Annotated in this window: 20 protein-coding genes and 2 pseudogenes; 3 read left to right on the top strand and 19 right to left on the bottom strand. The window is 49.6% G+C overall.

Features of this window, described 5'->3' with window-relative positions; translation table 11 throughout:
• The first annotated feature begins 203 nt into the window (after window positions 1–203).
• Entirely contained in the window at window positions 204–773 is a 570-nt protein-coding gene (locus tag MJ770_RS00120) for a YceI family protein (RefSeq protein ID WP_239249194.1), read from the top strand.
• Between the two features lie 99 nt (window positions 774–872).
• On the opposite strand, the gene MJ770_RS00125 is transcribed toward MJ770_RS00120, so the two are convergent.
• Both MJ770_RS00125 and MJ770_RS00130 read right to left on the bottom strand, forming a co-directional pair.
• Complete coding sequence (locus MJ770_RS00125; protein WP_239249196.1) at window positions 873–1,862, bottom strand: transposase; 990 nt, start codon at window positions 1,860–1,862, stop codon at window positions 873–875.
• A gap of 176 nt (window positions 1,863–2,038) precedes the next feature.
• Window positions 2,039–2,185, bottom strand: coding sequence for a hypothetical protein (locus MJ770_RS00130; RefSeq protein WP_239249198.1), 147 nt, complete (start codon window positions 2,183–2,185; stop codon window positions 2,039–2,041).
• Window positions 2,186–2,656: 471 nt separating this feature from the next.
• On the opposite strand from MJ770_RS00130, the gene MJ770_RS00135 reads away from it, so the two are divergent.
• Together MJ770_RS00135 and MJ770_RS00140 are read left to right on the top strand one after the other, a co-directional pair.
• Complete coding sequence (locus MJ770_RS00135; protein ID WP_239249200.1) at window positions 2,657–2,899, top strand: type II toxin-antitoxin system HigB family toxin; 243 nt, start codon at window positions 2,657–2,659, stop codon at window positions 2,897–2,899.
• A gap of 41 nt (window positions 2,900–2,940) precedes the next feature.
• On the top strand, window positions 2,941–3,354 hold the full coding sequence (locus MJ770_RS00140) for a helix-turn-helix domain-containing protein (protein WP_239249202.1): 414 nt from the start codon (window positions 2,941–2,943) through the stop codon (window positions 3,352–3,354).
• On the opposite strand, the pseudogene MJ770_RS00145 reads toward MJ770_RS00140, so the two are convergent.
• From MJ770_RS00145 to MJ770_RS00225, 17 genes and pseudogenes are all read right to left on the bottom strand, one after another.
• Window positions 3,315–3,623 (bottom strand): annotated as a pseudogene (locus tag MJ770_RS00145) (transposase zinc-binding domain-containing protein); the annotation flags it as partial. The gene MJ770_RS00140 and the pseudogene MJ770_RS00145 overlap by 40 nt on opposite strands.
• Window positions 3,624–3,644: 21 nt before the next feature.
• Window positions 3,645–4,034, bottom strand: coding sequence for a hypothetical protein (locus MJ770_RS00150; protein ID WP_239249207.1), 390 nt, complete (start codon window positions 4,032–4,034; stop codon window positions 3,645–3,647).
• A gap of 19 nt (window positions 4,035–4,053) precedes the next feature.
• On the bottom strand, window positions 4,054–5,694 hold the full coding sequence (locus MJ770_RS00155) for a tyrosinase family protein (protein ID WP_239249209.1): 1,641 nt from the start codon (window positions 5,692–5,694) through the stop codon (window positions 4,054–4,056).
• A gap of 277 nt (window positions 5,695–5,971) precedes the next feature.
• Entirely contained in the window at window positions 5,972–6,175 is a 204-nt protein-coding gene (locus MJ770_RS00160; protein WP_239249211.1) for a hypothetical protein, read from the bottom strand.
• Window positions 6,176–6,788: 613 nt separating this feature from the next.
• Window positions 6,789–7,247: an RES family NAD+ phosphorylase gene (locus MJ770_RS00165; RefSeq protein ID WP_239249213.1), complete on the bottom strand. Its 459-nt coding sequence runs from the start codon at window positions 7,245–7,247 to the stop codon at window positions 6,789–6,791.
• On the bottom strand, window positions 7,247–7,690 hold the full coding sequence (locus MJ770_RS00170) for an antitoxin Xre/MbcA/ParS toxin-binding domain-containing protein (RefSeq protein WP_239249215.1): 444 nt from the start codon (window positions 7,688–7,690) through the stop codon (window positions 7,247–7,249). The genes MJ770_RS00165 and MJ770_RS00170 overlap by 1 nt, the downstream gene beginning before the upstream one ends.
• Window positions 7,691–7,918: 228 nt before the next feature.
• Window positions 7,919–8,065, bottom strand: a complete 147-nt coding sequence (locus MJ770_RS00175; RefSeq protein ID WP_239249217.1) for a hypothetical protein — start codon at window positions 8,063–8,065, stop codon at window positions 7,919–7,921.
• A 75-nt stretch (window positions 8,066–8,140) separates the two neighbouring features.
• Window positions 8,141–8,548: a type II toxin-antitoxin system VapC family toxin gene (locus MJ770_RS00180; RefSeq protein ID WP_239249219.1), complete on the bottom strand. Its 408-nt coding sequence runs from the start codon at window positions 8,546–8,548 to the stop codon at window positions 8,141–8,143.
• Complete coding sequence (locus MJ770_RS00185; RefSeq protein WP_239249221.1) at window positions 8,549–8,791, bottom strand: type II toxin-antitoxin system Phd/YefM family antitoxin; 243 nt, start codon at window positions 8,789–8,791, stop codon at window positions 8,549–8,551.
• A gap of 270 nt (window positions 8,792–9,061) precedes the next feature.
• Complete coding sequence (locus MJ770_RS00190) at window positions 9,062–9,184, bottom strand: hypothetical protein (RefSeq protein WP_320412200.1); 123 nt, start codon at window positions 9,182–9,184, stop codon at window positions 9,062–9,064.
• Between the two features lie 168 nt (window positions 9,185–9,352).
• Window positions 9,353–9,539, bottom strand: a pseudogene (locus MJ770_RS15520) (ParD-like family protein); the annotation flags it as partial.
• Window positions 9,540–9,653: 114 nt separating this feature from the next.
• The gene (locus tag MJ770_RS00200) at window positions 9,654–9,962 is read right to left on the bottom strand and encodes a hypothetical protein (RefSeq protein ID WP_239249224.1); all 309 of its coding nucleotides are present in this window, start codon (window positions 9,960–9,962) and stop codon (window positions 9,654–9,656) included.
• Between the two features lie 33 nt (window positions 9,963–9,995).
• On the bottom strand, window positions 9,996–10,847 hold the full coding sequence (locus MJ770_RS00205; protein WP_239249226.1) for a hypothetical protein: 852 nt from the start codon (window positions 10,845–10,847) through the stop codon (window positions 9,996–9,998).
• Complete coding sequence (locus MJ770_RS00210; protein WP_239249228.1) at window positions 10,844–12,463, bottom strand: ATP-binding protein; 1,620 nt, start codon at window positions 12,461–12,463, stop codon at window positions 10,844–10,846. Before MJ770_RS00210 ends, MJ770_RS00205 begins: the two co-directional genes overlap by 4 nt.
• 20 nt (window positions 12,464–12,483) lie before the next feature.
• Entirely contained in the window at window positions 12,484–14,124 is a 1,641-nt protein-coding gene (locus MJ770_RS00215; RefSeq protein ID WP_239249231.1) for a restriction endonuclease subunit S, read from the bottom strand.
• Entirely contained in the window at window positions 14,121–14,675 is a 555-nt protein-coding gene (locus MJ770_RS00220) for an endonuclease domain-containing protein (RefSeq protein WP_239249233.1), read from the bottom strand. Before MJ770_RS00220 ends, MJ770_RS00215 begins: the two co-directional genes overlap by 4 nt.
• A complete protein-coding gene (locus MJ770_RS00225) occupies window positions 14,675–16,180 on the bottom strand; it encodes a class I SAM-dependent DNA methyltransferase (RefSeq protein WP_239249235.1) in 1,506 nt (501 codons plus the stop codon). The genes MJ770_RS00220 and MJ770_RS00225 overlap by 1 nt, the downstream gene beginning before the upstream one ends.
• Window position 16,181 lies beyond the last annotated feature (1 nt).

The raw sequence follows: 16,181 nt of genomic DNA on the forward strand, positions 1-16,181 counted from the left end.
TGCAGGGCCATGCAAGGTTCTGTGGCAACATGCAAATAAACTGATATAACAATTACATTCACCGAAAACAACAAAATTGGCGCGCCATTTTGCTGTTGCAGAAGACTCGTTAATTTCACTGTTCAAGTGATGTTGGTCTTTATGCTAAGTATTCCCAAGCCTAGCGTAATTTTTTTAAACCGGGAACAACGGAGAATATAAACATGAAAAAACTACTACTTTTAAGTCTGCTTGTCTTTCTGCCATTCAGTGCCCATGCTAATTGGACACTCAACAATGAGAAGTCTTCATTACATTTTGTTTCAGTAAAAAAATCAACTATAGGTGAAGTTCATCGTTTTACCTCTTTAGCGGGTTCATTGAAAGAGGGTAAAGCTAGTGTGGTAATTGACCTGGCTAGTGTATATACAAACATCCCTGTGAGAGATGATCGAATGAAAAGTATGCTTTTCGAGATCATTCAATTTCCAAAGGCTACAATAGAAACATCAATAGATGAATCTAAATTGAAGAGTTTAAAAATCGGCGAACAATATCAAACAAATTTAACTGTAACTATTAACTTACATGGGGTTTCAAAAGAAATATCAGGCGACGTTCAAGTGATCAAGCTTTCCGATAATAGTATTGTTGTTAACTCGGTGCATCCTATTATCATCAAAGCTGCTGATTTTGAATTGACCGGTGGGATAGAAGCCCTGGCACAAGTTGCAAAACTGCCCGTTATAAGTTCAGCAGTGCCTGTAACATTTAATTTAGTATTTACACAATAAGTATAACAATTAAGTTTAGATCGTGATCGCGAAGCGAGCCACGATCTAAACCATTTGTTGGACGGGTTTGGCTAGCTCACTAACGCTATAAATAATAGGTCAAGTTACTTGATCAATAATAAATTTACAGATTTTTTCTACTTCTTTCGCCAATTCTATATCCTTACTTAACTCCTTTCTTATCAAACAAGTGATATGGCTCACTGAGCCTGAATGTCCAAGTCCAAAGTAGTCCGCAATCGCATTTAATCGGTGATCACCCAGATGTTGGCATAAATAAATGGCGACTTTTCGTTCTGGTAACTGGCTATTTCGCCCCTTCTTTAATTGTCTGAGTAACGCTACCGGTTTTTGATAATAGGCGGCGGTATTTTTGACAATCTGTTCAATCGACAAGCCAAACGGAATAATTAAATTCGCTATTTTGCTTTCTTTGAGCTGTGGTATTTTTTTCTCACTTAACCATTTAACGAATTCTTTCTCTCCAATAACCGAAGCAGTGTTCCCGCGGTTATAAAATCGAGTCAGCTGTTCGTTATTCCCCTGCGCAACATACTTGGCATACGCCGAATACTTTTGCTTTGAACCCAGCATGCCATATATTTGTTCACACATTAGCCAATCAGGTTTGTCGGCTTGATTGATGTAAGCAGGAAAACTCGACCAAGGATAATCAACAAGTTTATCAACCAGCGGTTTCTTGGCTTCAATTGGAGTGAGATGAATATAGCGCGACAATTGCAACAAATACGCATCCTGATCAACAAGGATCGATTTAAAGCGTCCTCGAAAAATTGGCCCATCTGATTTGGCAAGCTGGTTATAACGTTGAGTGTATACGCCATTAACATGACGCATCGCACGACTGAGATTCGCGTTAGGCGTTTGAATCAAAAGGTGATAATGGTTTGCCATCAAGCAATAACTATGAACCACAATTCCAAATCGTTCAACGGCCTCTTTAAGCGTACGCAGGAATGCTTCAAAATACTCAGGAGAACGGAATATTTTCATACGGCCGCGGTCTTTACCACGATTCATTACGTGATAATAGGCATTTTCATATTCAATTCGTTCGGGACGGGGCATGATTGAACGATAACATATCATTTATGTATTGATCAATCGACTTGACCCGTTACACGCTGCAAATTTCCCTTAGCCTTGTACGAACAAAATAAAAGTGATTGGCAAACGTTAAGTTGCAAACCACTTTTTATTGGTCTGGGCGAGAGTATTCGAACCTCCGCTAAGACAAGGCATGATCATTCATGCCCAATGATATCGCCAACAGTGATTTGGTCGAACTTCGGCGCGAGCACATAATCTTTGGCAAGAACCTCTGGTTCAAGGATAAAGCCGTGGAATACCGAACCAAATTCCATTGCTGGCATTGGCTCGGCTGACGCCATTTTGTATTGCAGGTAGTGTTCAGGTGACTTGAATAATTGAACAATCCCGCTGGGTGGTTATGACGATTGTTCGACTTCTGTTTGTTTCGATTGGTCAGCCGCCAATATCAGCTCATGGCATTAAGCACATGGAGCAAGACGGAAAAGACACTACACCGGGTGTATTATTTTTTAATGCAGATAATCAGCAAAAGCGCCCTCTTCCCATCAGATTTTTATGAAGCCCTGTTTCACTATTTAGTTTTGAAATTGTACTATTTTTTGGTTCAACAACTCATGTGAATGGCTTCCCTTGAGAAATTTCCATTTCAAACGCAAGGCCTCAACGACAGTTTCCGAGATAGCTACATTCAGCGTTAAGATACCGCTAGCCGCCTAATTCCAGCAAGCTGTCAGCGATTTTGTTGAACAGAGCTTTGACGCTATATATCAATTCGATATAATTTTTTCGTACACATCATCTCCGTCAAAATGCTTCACGAGTTCTGGCGGAAACATCCAGGAGCAGAAAGGCTTCTACGCGAGTGGCACTCAGTTGTGGAGCACGCTGAATTTAGGAAGTGCAAGCACATTCGTGAGTTTTTCAACTCCGTCGAAAACGTGCCGCCTTATACGATCTTTGATGTGGGTGGAAACAACTATCGCCTGGTCGTTATCGTCAGATACAAGTTCAAAAAGTTGTTTGTGCATAAGGTGATGGCGCATCGGGAATAAGATGACTGGAACAAGCTCTATAGGAAAGGTAAAGGCTAATCATGAGCGCAATACGCACTCAGTTTGACATCCAGGCAATCCAAACCTCTTGGCAAGCTTTTGATGCATTGGCGCATCTTCGCCCCATCCCTGATAAAAAGAGTTATGACCGTATGGTGGCCCTGATGAACTCCCTGCTGGATACCACCGGAGATGACGAAAACCATCCGCTGTCAGGCTTGCTTGATTTGGTTGGGGATATGGTCTCGAAGTATGAGCAAGAGCATTACGCCATCGAGGCAGCAGAACCCAAGGATGCCGTGCGTTTCTTTATGGCTGCTCGCGGCTTGAAGTCAGCACGTCGGTGGCGCATGTGTTCACATTTCCATCTGATGTTGGGCTTCGCAAGCTCAGCGCCTACCTACGTTAGCCCAGGCTACGCTTGCTTGATTAGAAAAGTTGAAATGGTACGGTGAATGACTTGCAATATCGATGTGAGCAAGCGCGGATGGGCAGCTAACAGGTAACGCAATGGGATCGGCAGTGAGAGCACCCATTGACGCACCGGCACCCGGGGAATGATGTGATCAACCAGGTAAGCAGCCGTCTGCGCCATGCGCCGCCCACCGCACGAGGAACAGAATCCACGCCGCTTGCAGGGAAAGGCCACCAGTTTCTCATGGACGCAGTTGGCACAAAGCAAGCGTAAGAACCCATGGGCCAGAACGCCACACTGAAAAAATGCCTCAAATTCATCTTTTGGTCGCTACGGTCGCGCCGCCTCACTCACGACAACGCGCACGCCGCGCACTTCATCCGCATTCGGCATGCGTGGTGCCGCATCCGATCGCGTGATCATGAGTTTGACCGCAACGCGGCCATGGCTGATCGCATCGGCGGGCAGGGGCAGCGTATAGGTGCCTGCGGCGTGTCCGGCGCGAATGCCGTGGGGCGAAATGACGCCGAGCGTGCGGCCGCCCGTCGTGGTGATTTCGATCTCCTGTCCCGGCCCGATCGCTCCGAGCTTCACTTCGAGATACGCAGTGTCTCCGGTGCCAAGCGGTTGAGGAAGCGTAAAGACCCTGTCCTGCGCCGCCGCGTGCCCGCACTGCACGAACAGCAGTGCGAATGCAAACGCGGCGGCACGGTTCATCATGGCAGAGGGTTCACGACATTCACGGTGCGGAGATGATGACGGCATCCAGCACCGGCGTCGACATCGGCGCCTGTCCGCTGGAAGGCACCAGCCGGATATCCAGCCTGGTACTGGTGGCTTCCAGTTGGGTGAACGCCTTCAGGGTCTGCGGCAGCGGCACGGCGAAGGTGCTGGTATGCGACATCTCCATGCCCGACATGATCGGGCCGAAGAAGGCGATCGTGCCCGCGTAGTACGGGCTGTCGGCCTCCACCTGGTTCACGCCTTCGGGTGCGTTGATCAGCACATCGAATTCGCGCGTGTTCGACACCCCATGCGGCCGTTCCAGCGTGATCTCCGCGATCAGCGTACGCGCGCGGCTCTCCGCAAGATGACTCTGGATCATCGCATTGGGCACCACGACGGAGGCGGCATCGGCGTTGCGCACGCTCTTGATCGCGGCGACCTTCGGCTCGGCGCGCAGTGGCTCCGGCTCTTTGTCCAGATCGCTGGCGAAGCCGCCCACGTAGTCGTAGTCGAACACCGACGTGTTCACGTACTCACCGGCTTTTCTTGGCCCGACATAGCGGCCGTCGCCGTCCACATAGAACAGGAAGGCTTCGCTCATGAACGGCGCGAAGTCGCTGCCTTGAGGCAGAATCGGCAGACCGCGTGCGATCTGTTTGCGCGTCCACAAATCCCACAGGCGATCCATGTTGGAGTGATGCAGGAAGAAGATCGGGTCGACCGGCGACAGGAAATTGGTCATGTTGCCGTACGGGCCGGGATCGATCGCGGCCACGCCCCCGATGCAGTTGTGCACCTTATTGTGCGGGAAACCTTCCAACACCGAGAACTGGGTGGTGCCGTTGGGCTGCAGCACATGCGATGTGGTCTTGGAGCTGGAGAAACTGCTGCTGATCTGCGGATTGTAAAACTCGATCGGCGACAGGCCTGCGCGGATGATGTTGGGCGCGACATCGGCGGCGGTCTTCGCATCCAACTTCGGATTTGATCGCGACAGATAGCGTGCGCCGCAGGTGATGGCATAGGCCATATTGCCCGAGATGCCGGCCTGCTGCGCGGCGTTGTAGCCGGTCACGTCGTTCCACAGATCGTCGATGGTGTTGTAGCCGCGCAGCGACAGCTGGCCGCGCTGCCCGCCGGACAGCGAATTCCAGAACTGGGTCAACGCCGGTTTGATGAAGGACGTGAACACATTGAGATTGCCCGTGTAAGGCGCATAGGCCCCGTCGGTGGGCGTGAGTACGCCGCTGAACATGCTCGTCGGAATTTCCGGCTGCGAGGTCCAATCCCAGTACGGCATAGCGAATTCGGGATCGCCGCTGAGCTTGCGAATGGTCTGCTCGAAATAACCCACATAACCGCGATGCCACACATAAAACCACCAGTTGCCGTGCGGGCAATCCATCATGTGCACGAAGGCATTGCGGAACCAGTTATGCGGATGATCCGGTGGCAACGCCAGCATGGCCTGCACACCGCGCGCATAGCTGGCGAGCATCCGCTGCCCCTGCGCGGTGTTGACGTTGTAACGATGGTAGCGGGCGGTAGCGCTCGCACCCTTGGTATCGGCCCCGAACGCATGCCCGGGCGTCAGCAACATCATCGATGCCCCGGCAGCGGCGGTCGCGAGAAATTTACGGCGTGTGTAGCGCATCCTGCGTTCTCCCTGTGATGGATCGTTTCCCCTTTGCCTGCGATTACGGCGTGAGGGGTATAGGAAAAATAAACCACCTTTTCCATGAGTTTCGAATGTACTGAAAGCTAATCCGGCTGTCAAACGCGGTGATAATCGATCGAAAAATGACTGTATTCCGGTTCAGTTAGCATAAACAAATCAAAGATTCTGCCGTGCTTTGACGCTTTAGGCGAAAGACGCCCATGGGTAAAGGTCAGCCCAGTGATAAAGTGGGTTGAAAGGAGCAAGCACGGGATCAGATTGGCTCGAAAAGATCATGGATTTGTGCAGGTGCTCTAGGCGGTGCCCGGGCAGATAGACCGCGATGATAAAGAATTTTAGTGATTGCGGCTTTCTCCAAAATAGCGGCGATGATTTTCATATCCATGCCACAGTGCGGACAGTATTCGATGTCGATATCAAACACCCGCTTTAACAGGCGCGCCCAACTGATACGCACGGAAACCGTTTTTGCTTTTTGAGTATGTCTTTAAGCGATTGCTCGGGGTTAAGCTTGCATTGCATGTTATTTACAAAATCGTCATCACCCAGAAAAATATGATTTTTCAACTGTTGCCAGGGCGATGGCTGTCCTTTGCCTTCTTGAACAAAATCACGATAGCGTTGTTGTGAATAAGCCGTGAGGTCCGTTGCGATTAATCATCCTGAGGAACTTCAGCCACTCCTGATACTGAATGGGAGGAGAAGATGTTAACTTGGCTTGAGCCACTTCCCAAGTGACACTTACACGCTGCATCAAACTTGGATGAAGCACACCGAGCTTTGCTGTTTGGCCGTTTGATGCACTGGGCGGCGCCTTGAACCATTCGCTGTTGTATGGCAGTTCAACTGTGTTATTAAAACCGAATTTTGTCGAGTAGATTAAGCCTGCGAGTTGATACGCCGCCGTCTCGTGATCAGCAATAAGAAATTATCGCGAGCGGAGTTGGTCAGTTTTCTGGCTGGTGCCGCAGGCCATTAATACAAGAAAATGGGGTGTTTGGTCGTCAAATACCTTGACGATTAAAGGTTGCTTGGCAAGTTAGGCGGCACATCCAAGATCTTAGTTAGACTCAACCAAGTAATCTGGAATCAAACTCGAATGGCCGAACGACGTTGATGGTGACGGCGGAAAATGCCGGGTGATTGGGATTCAGGACGATGTTGAAAGCTTCCGGCATGACTGCCGAAGGTATTATCAACCCTAGCTGCGAAACCTCAAACAGGAACTGATCGCCAAGTCCTATTGCAGCCGTCGAACTGGGTAGAGCATCCCAGCCTACGGGCAAATCCTTAACCGTATAACGCTGGTACAGACCATGATCGTCTGGAAGGTCTATCACGGCCAGCACCAGATCCTGCGGCAATACATCTCCGGTATGAACCAGCTTCTCCATAGCCGCGATCTCGGGTGTCAGCCCCGCATAGACGGCTGCTACACCGGGCGAATTCCAGCGTCCACCGGACAGGTGCGCGCCAGTTCCTTGACGATCAAGCACGTAAGCCCGTTTAGCGATCCGCCAAGCCTGCATTAAACCGCACCACCATAGGCAATAGCTGACAAAACCTTGCGCACTTCGCCTGCCCCTGTTTCAGTGTCCAGCATGGATAGTGGAGTGACACCCAGCGCGAAATTGTTTTTAGTCAACCAGTCGAGAGCCTTGTCAGATGTGCCAAACACTTTATCAGCCTCATGCTCAATCAGCGCAATACGCTCCAGACGCTCTGTTTCGGTTTGCCCTAACAGGCTACCGGCCTTAATTTTTCGCTCGGCTGTAGCTGGCGAGATGCCGAGTAACTTGGCAAACAGGTTACGCGGCATACCGAAGTGTTCGCTGGCCGAAACAAATACGAGGGGCGACACACCTGCACGAACGATCTTGATCCGCGCGCCGGGATTGGCCTTGGCCAAATTCGTTTTCCATTGGCTAAATCCTTGTGGAAACTTACGCGTAATGGTGCTGGTCGCAGTCATTTCTATCTCCATACTGTCATTTGACAACATATAATACATCAAATGATAACGGTTTGATATTGTTTATTTAGGAACACCTCAGGTGTTCTTTCATGGAAGGGCTGTTGTCAATTTGCTCGAGCCGCTTCTCAAGCGGCATGTACACGCTGTATCAAACTTGGATGTAGTACGCCGTACTTAGGTGTGTGGCCGTTTGGTGCATTGGGTGGCACCTTGAACCATTCGCTGTTATATGGCAGTTCCACCGGCTTGCGCGCCGTGGTTTTTGGTCAGGATTTCACAGGCTTTAGACTGGGTTTCTTGTACCCACGCCAGCACATCCGCCGTAAACAGCGCCCGTGCGCGATCGTAGTTCGCCGCATCGCCTTCGGACATACAGCCAGCCGTGCCCCCAGTGGGAGGATAAGTGTTGGCAAATCTCGCTCTCGAAGCCGATTTCCTTGTGGATGCTCATGGGTTCAAAGTCAGGTGAACCACCAATTCGGAGTATTGGCGCAACACGCCATCGGTGGTGAGCAAATAGGCGGGCAACGATTGCGCCTGTGCGACCAGCAGACGATCAAACGGGTCGCGGTGATGCCAAGGCAAATTCACTAACGGGTAACAATCCTCCCCTTTTACCCGTAACTCGGTAAAGCCCGTATCCAATGCCAACCGATGAATATCTTCGGGAGAAAAATCAAAATCCGCCCGATTCAGCGAACGCTTGATAGCCACCTCCCAGATGCTCGCGGCACTGAAGTACACCGTATTGGACGCATCCGTTAAACCTGCCACCACTTTTGGAGGCAAACGTTCCGGTGCCAGCAATGCCGCCAGCAACACATTGGTATCCAGCAAATAAACATGCGCGTTCATTTACTTGCCTTGCTCAAACATCTCGACTATTTCACTGGCATTCACGCGGTCGAATTGTTTGGGGAAGGTAAAGTTTTTCTTGCCCAGCCCCAGCTTGCGCGGCTTGCTGGTGACTGTATCCAACGCCACCAGGCGAGCCACCGGCTTACCCGCGCGTGCGATGATTATCTCCTCGCCCGCTTCGGCTTGATCGACAAAACGGGAGAATTGAGTCTTTGCTTCATGAATGTTTACGGTTTGCATGGCGCACCTCGGTTTAATTGAATGGACTAATGTTAGTCCGAGCTGGACCATTTAACAAGAGGCACATCTATATTTTTGCCTCGTCTGGGCTATGTGTGGGTAATTTGTATTTTTTCAGTATGATTTTCTCGTTAATCAATCGCAGCCTGCAGAAAGCGGTAGAGGTCAGGATTACTAACTTCATCATCCTTATGGAGCGGGGTATTTATGGATTTTATGGAATGTTTACGACAGCAAGCGGAATTGAGGGGAAGAATACTGATTAGCGCTTCAGGTCACGATAAAATTTTCATGAGGGCAAATGGCTTCCAGATAAATTAGCTGCACACCAACGTCGTGTGTGTAACCCAGCAGATTGAGTTGCCTTTGGCTATGATCTTTGTAGACCAACAAATCAGCCAGGTCACTTATTTTCGTTCACCGATGGAAGGCTTGCTGGCGATCAACTCGACCGCATCAACGACATCAGTCGCAACGTTGACATGTAGGTTTTTTTACTGTCGGGCAAATCGCCTTGTCTGTGCTACCGCGTAACTCATGTACACCGTTTGCGAGGCACAGATCGCGCGGCTCACGCATCGATGCCAGCGCTTCCGCCACGAAACTTGCCGGCAAATCTGGGTTGTCGAGTGATGCACGACCAACAGTCCCAGTACTCAATCTGCCCGGCAATGGTACGATGCTCAACCAGCGCTTCAATGCGCGCCTGCTCGTATAACTTGTCATCAATCCTGACTGGCATTCCCATCATCGCTCTCCCAAAAAGCATTACTACAAAAGTAGCAACATAGTAGCCCTGTTGAAGTAAAGATGGAAACAACGACAATTCCCTGCAATCGTTATCGACAGCGGCAGGACACGTTTATAAAGCGCTTTGGGGATGATTGATCTGGCAGTCGAGATAGAACAACCCCTGATTGATCACATTTTCGCCAGTGGAGCGTTTGTATTCGAGAATCACCGGACAATCGTTTTCGTCGAGTCCCAATGAATCGATACGCCCGGCGTGGGTCTTACCGGTGGAATATTCACTGGCGAGAAAGTAAATGCCGAGCAGCGGTTCTAAATTATTTTCGATCAGCGTTTGCAGCGGTTTTTCGAGATCGGAGGCGTCGCCTTGCAGCTCGACGGCTAGTCCTTGGGTGAGGCGGAATAGTTTGATGTCGCTCATTGGCTTGTGCCTTTATTCAAATCGTTGTGCACATCATGCACAGACCCCAGCTATTTCTTCATCAAATTTGTACTGATCAAGATATGTCATACAAAAACTCGAGTAAGGTGCACTAGGTTGCCGCATCTCCCTCAACGATGAAATTGCTTCCTCGTAGGCGTGATCGATAACAGCATTATTACTCTCCAATTGTTGGAAATACTTCTTTGCAGAATGGACTAAACGATCTATCTCATCGCGAAGTTTCTGCCGTGCCCGCACGAAGTCTGTATGATTGAGGTGGTAGTATTCAATCGAAGACTGTGCTCTCCTATAAAGGCGAGGATGTGTATTTTGATCATACCGAGCCATTGCCTCACCGTCTTCCTTGAAAGTCAGAAGAACTGTATCTGTTGCTTTACAAGGATCCAGCAAATCTGGCATCTCACCATCGCAGTTTTCAGTAGGTTTCCAAGCTCTGTGGGCTTCATCAGCAATTGGAAAATGATCAGCTTTGCCGCCCGTGTTACCAGTTTCAACATCACGACGTCGACGGTTGGCAACGATACAGCTATAACGATAATTATCTGGCTTAAAGGCCAACCACCAGTAGCCTGGGTGTGATTTGGTTTTAGATCTCAGTTCAGCCACACGACCTTTAGGGCGATAGTGATCAACATCAACATCAGTCCCAGCTTGTGGAGCCTCCGTATACCAACATTTGCGGTTTAATATCATGGCTAATTGTGGCTTGAGCTCTTTCCAGTAACCATCGTGATCACCGATAAGCTTTAGCTTTTTTTCGGCATCTGATTCTTCAGAAATTAATGCCTCAAGAGCTGCGACTTTGGCAGCCCATCCGTCAGGAAGAGTAATCTTTTTAGGATCATAAGGCACATACCTCATGTGAGGCTCCCCTTCACTTCCTTGTTTTTGATTTTCGCCAAAATCTCCAATGCCCTTGCACTGCGTTTCCTTCGAATTTCCGGTGTAACTGGGCTAAGTTCAAAAAGCTTTGCATCCAATTTTTTACGGGCCCTTAAATACTCTTGGTAATCACTGTCCCAGTGCGCTGTGGTAAAGCCAAGCACCTCAATCTGCTTGTCTATTTCTGCAAGTCGTTTTTTTTCATCTTCCGTGAGAGCGTCCTTCTCCAAAAATGACCGACGAGCGCGGATAAGATCCTCGGTGGGTTGATCGAGTGTGCTTTGAAGACCAAACATGTCACTGGTGAGTATGCCAGCATACCCCATGCCTCTAGGACTTTCAGCCGGTGGTTCCGCATGAACTTGATGTGACACAGCGTCCTGTGACATAACCTGCACTTGCCCTCTCTCCAACTCAGCTATTGCCAATGGGTGGTGCGTTACCATCAATAAATGACTGGTATTGCCGTTCTGAACGAAGGTCTTGAGCATCTTAAGATATTTAATAGCCCACAACGGATTGATATGTGTATCCGGCTCATCAAGTAGAAAGAGTGAGTCTTTACCGCCAGTAAATTTTAACAAACCTAACACTGTGAGTAGCTGTTGCTCGCCTTCACTTAGCTCACGAAAACTTAGCGCATCACCACTACTTTTTACTCTTACACGAATACTGACCTCAGAGATAATTTCAGAAAGTAGTGTGCTCTCTAACATTTTGAAAAAAACATCAGGAGTCATTTTGTTGGCGAATTTGCGCAACACATCGGCGTTTTGCAGGAACAAATGAAAGAACTCGTTCTTTATATTTTTTCCGGTTAGCGACATCTCCTCGTTTCTGGTGATCTTCAAGGGAGCAAGCGTATGAGGATATAGCTCGTCGAGAAACTCACGAACCACCCCGCTAGCGCCCCAGAACAATTCTCCTTTTTTCTTCGCCCAGTCAGGCTTACGCATTACGAAGTGAACGGAATCCAATGCTTCAATGCCAAATTCATCTAGTAAAAACTTGCGTTCATTGTCATTTTCCATTCCCAAGAAAAAAGCCAGCAATACAAACTGACTATGTACCGGTTTAGCATAAAACAGCGGTCGTATATCGCCAGTGAGATCCACCTCATTCTTCAGTAGCTTCCGATAGAAATCTGTTCGGTGCTTGCGAAAATATTGCTCCAACCTATCGCTTGGCCCAGAGTAATAGGCAAATAAGTAACGTGGCAGGTAAGGCGCGTGTCCAGATTTATCCCGCTGAACACGAGAGACAGGAATAACGTTTTCGGCCCATTTCCCTGAAGACTGTTGGGTGACTTTTATCTGGTATTGGGCACCTAAAGAACCACGTTTTGGATCGGCATCCACAAGGATCCACATTGCATCTGAATCTTCACCAAGAAGGTACCTCAGTTCATATGAAAACGGAGGTGGCTCACCAAGATCCAGGTTTCGGAAAATTGCGACTAGCGCCTCGAGCACATTTGATTTACCAGACCCATTGCATCCAACAATAACAGTCATCAGATGCTCTTCATCGAAATTGATACACACGTTCTCCAGGTTCTTAAATCTGGATCGTATGCTGAGATAGTCGATCTTCATTAATCGCTCACATTCATCGACTATTGAACTATGGAAAAAAAGTCGTCGTTGCCTTTGCGAACTCGCTCGATACGCTTACCTTCAAGTTCCGCGCGAATATCTAGGAAGAAGCGCTCAACAAGCTCAGTTCCAGCATCTGTTGGGTAGCCAGCCTCAACCAGCAGAGCCTGTGAAGTAAGCGGATTTTTTGCGGCCCTAAGAGCTTCGATGATAGGGATAACATTTTTTGGCTTCATAGGATAAGTCTCCTTTTTTTTACGTTCTCCATTTTTCGGAGATATTTTTTTCATTGCCCGTTCTGTAGCTATCCGTTTTAACAACACGCTGGCCGGTTCATCGTTGGGGTCTTGTTGCACCAGTTCGCCGCGAAAGGCTTTGGCGAGCGTGGCCGGGGTGAGTTTTTCGACTTTGTCGCAGGTGGCTTGGTGGCGGGCTTCGAGGCGGTCAGCAAAGGCGAACAGTGCTTCGACGCGGCGGACGATTTCGGTTTGCTCCTCAACTGAAGGAATTGCAACATTAGCCAAGGCAATATCCGATAGATTGAGAGTTTTCCGCGCGACCTCTTTCGATGAGCTAGTCAGCCACCACTGAAGCGCCTCCGAAGAAAGCCAAAAATTAACCCACTTGCTACTGACCCCCGTTCTACATGCAACTCTTGCAATAGCACGGGCGATATTTGCCTCTAGGCCATGCGGTACGATTGCAGTTCTTCCAATTGTTCCGACAACAGATACAAGCAAGTCGCCACCAACAACCCTTGATCGCTTGTATTCAGCATCAATATCCTGCGAGACTGTACGAAGCTCACTTGTTAAGACCCCACCGCGATCCATGTCCTGAACTCGTATCAGAGGAACTCCTCCGTTTCTTTCTTCGCCGGGCTGTACTACGCCGTAGCATAGTGGTCTATCAGGATCAATCACTTCTCTTAGCGTAAAGATATTCCACGACTCAGGGACAATGATTTCGTCTTCTCTTAGCAAGACAGATTGAACTTCCTTGCCCAAACCTTTCAGAGATCGCCAATCCTCCGTCAGTTTGCCGGAGGTGGCGGCGGCGAGGACGGACTGGCGGATGCGTTTGAGGATGGAGGGAATGCGGTCGAGGCGGTCGCGGCAGGCATCCACCCGCGCCAGCACCGCGTCGAGTTTGTCGGCGATGCGTTTTTGTTCGTTGAGAGGCGGAATAGGTAGCTCCATATCAGTGAGCTTACCTCTTGAAATCCGCTTACGTGTCGTACCCGATGAATTGGTTTCCATGAACGCACGCAACTGCGGCGAGTTGATAGCATTCATCAACCACTTGTTAGAAGCACCTTTTTCTCCGGTTCGAAATACCGCCACGTCCACGACCGTAATACACGACTGAGGCATTTCAGGCAATAAACACGCTCTTCCTAATGGGTCTGGCATCCGAGCAATCAAAACATCGCCGGTTTTCAATTCAGTGCAGTGTAATGCGGCAAACTTTTCTTCATTCACGAACCTTGATGACTTATCAACAAAATAGCCATCGCCAATATCCGCTAATTGCAGCAATCGGATTGAACCATTTGGGTCTTGGTCCTTACTTTCAATCCAGTCACCATCTGAAAATATGCCATCGGAAGAAAGCAGTGATTTAAGCGGTGCGTTTGCCCAACCGTTTGGCAAGATGCTCATGCCTCCCTCTCCACGAGCATCGAGGGATTAACGCAAATCCCCCCTAGCCCCCCTTTTTCAAAGGGGGGGATTGGAGCGTCGGTGTCTTTTTCAGAAGAAGTAACGAACACTGTAGATTCCTGTTCAAGAATGGGCGCTTCATGCGTACACGGGTTCTCTCCCCCCTTTGAAAAAGGGGGGTTAGGGGGGATTTCCAGGGTAATGCTAGGAATTTGTGCGATAACCCCCAACACCGCATCCATCTCCAACAACACCTGCCGATTATCGAAACGCAGCACACGCAGCCCTAAACTCTCCAAGTAAGCATCGCGCTTCTGGTCGGTTGCTTGATGTTGTGGTTCAAAATGCTGACTGCCATCCAGCTCAACCATCAGCCGGGCAGCCGGGCAGTAAAAATCAACGATGAACGATCCAATGATTTTCTGGCGATAAAACTGCCAGCCGTTAATTTGCTTGCGGCGCAACCGATACCAGAATTTTTGCTCGGCATCGGTCATATTGCTGCGCAATTCGCGCGAGTTCTGTTTGAGTTGTCGGGTATAGGGCAGCATCAGACGGACACACCCTCTTCCAGCTCTTCCAGTATCCCGCGCAGCTCGTCCAGCGCCGCTTCCAGCTCACTCATCGCTTCCTGTGCCAGTACGGCCGGTTCCGGCAATTCATCCGCGTTGGTGTCGCTGTCGTCCTTAAGCCAGGCGATGTCGAGGCTGTCGCCACGTGCGGCGATTTGTTCGCGGGTGTATTTGCGGAAGCGGCCCTGTTCGCCGGTGTCCAAGCGTTTGGCCAGCGTCTTGGCTCCGCCTAACGGATCGTCACCGAACGCGGCCTCGAATTCGATGAAGTGTTTGCGCACGAGCTGGGTGCGCTTGCCGTATTGCGGCATATTGGCGCGCAGGTCATACACCCACACCTCTTTGGTGTTCCCCTTGTCATTATCGCCGCGTGTGAAGAACAACACATTGGTCTTGACGCCTTGCGCGTAAAAGATGCCGGTGGGTAGGCGCAGGATAGTATGCAAGTTGCATTTATCCATCAGGTCGCGGCGGATGTCGCTGCCAACGTTGCTCTCGAACAGCACGTTGTCTGGCAGCACCACGGCGGCGCGGCCATTGGCTTTGAGGCCACGGTAGATGTGCTGCAAGAAAGCGAACTGCTTGTTGCTGGTGGGGTAAGTGAAGTCGGTGCGGCTGGGTAAGCCACCGCCTTTTTTGGTGCCAAATGGTGGGTTGCTGAGAATGAGCGTAGCGCCTTGCTTGCACAGTTTTTCGCCATCATCTCCGAGCGTGTCTCCATATTCGATACCGCCATCTATACCGTGGAGCAACAGATTCATCAGCGCCAAGCGGTGCGTATCCTGCACATGCTCCATGCCGTAGAAAGTGTTGTTCCGGTATTTTTTTTGCTGCGTTTCTGTCCAGCTTTCCGGCTTGGTGTGCTCACGCAGGTAGTGATTGGCCGCGATCAGAAATCCGCCGGTGCCCGCTGCCGGGTCCTGGATGATGTCTTTCAGTTCCGGCTTCATTACGGCCACCATGCTGTTGATCAGCACGCGCGGTGTAAAGTATTGGCCTGCACCGGATTTCTTTTCGTTGGCGTTTTTTTCCAGCAAGCCTTCGTAGAGGTCGCCCAAGTCTTCGCGGTGTACGCTGTACCAGTCAAGTTTATCGATCTCCGTCACCAGCTTGGACAGCGTTACTGGTTTTTTAATGAACGTGCTGGAGTTCGCGTAAATTTCCTGCACTACGCCTTCGCCATAGCGGGTATAGTCACGAAGCATGTCTTCATACATGCGCAGGCGTTGAGGAGCCGCTGCACCAATTAAATTTTCCCAGCGTATGCCCGGCACCTTAACGTGCTGTTTGTTTTTGTCCAGAACAAACTCCCCGTCTTCCCCTACTTGCTTAATAACCAGCTCGCTCTCGCCGCCGGTTTCTTGCATCATCTTTAAGAAAAGCAGGTAGGTCAGTTCAGTGACGTATTGGTGATAGGTAACGCCGTCGTCCTTGAGGACGTTGCAGAGGTTCCAGAGTTTTCCGACGATGTCGTTTGTAGTCATG

Source organism: Candidatus Nitrotoga sp. M5, from assembly GCF_927904885.1.
In the GTDB taxonomy this organism is placed as follows: Bacteria; Pseudomonadota; Gammaproteobacteria; order Burkholderiales; family Gallionellaceae; genus Nitrotoga.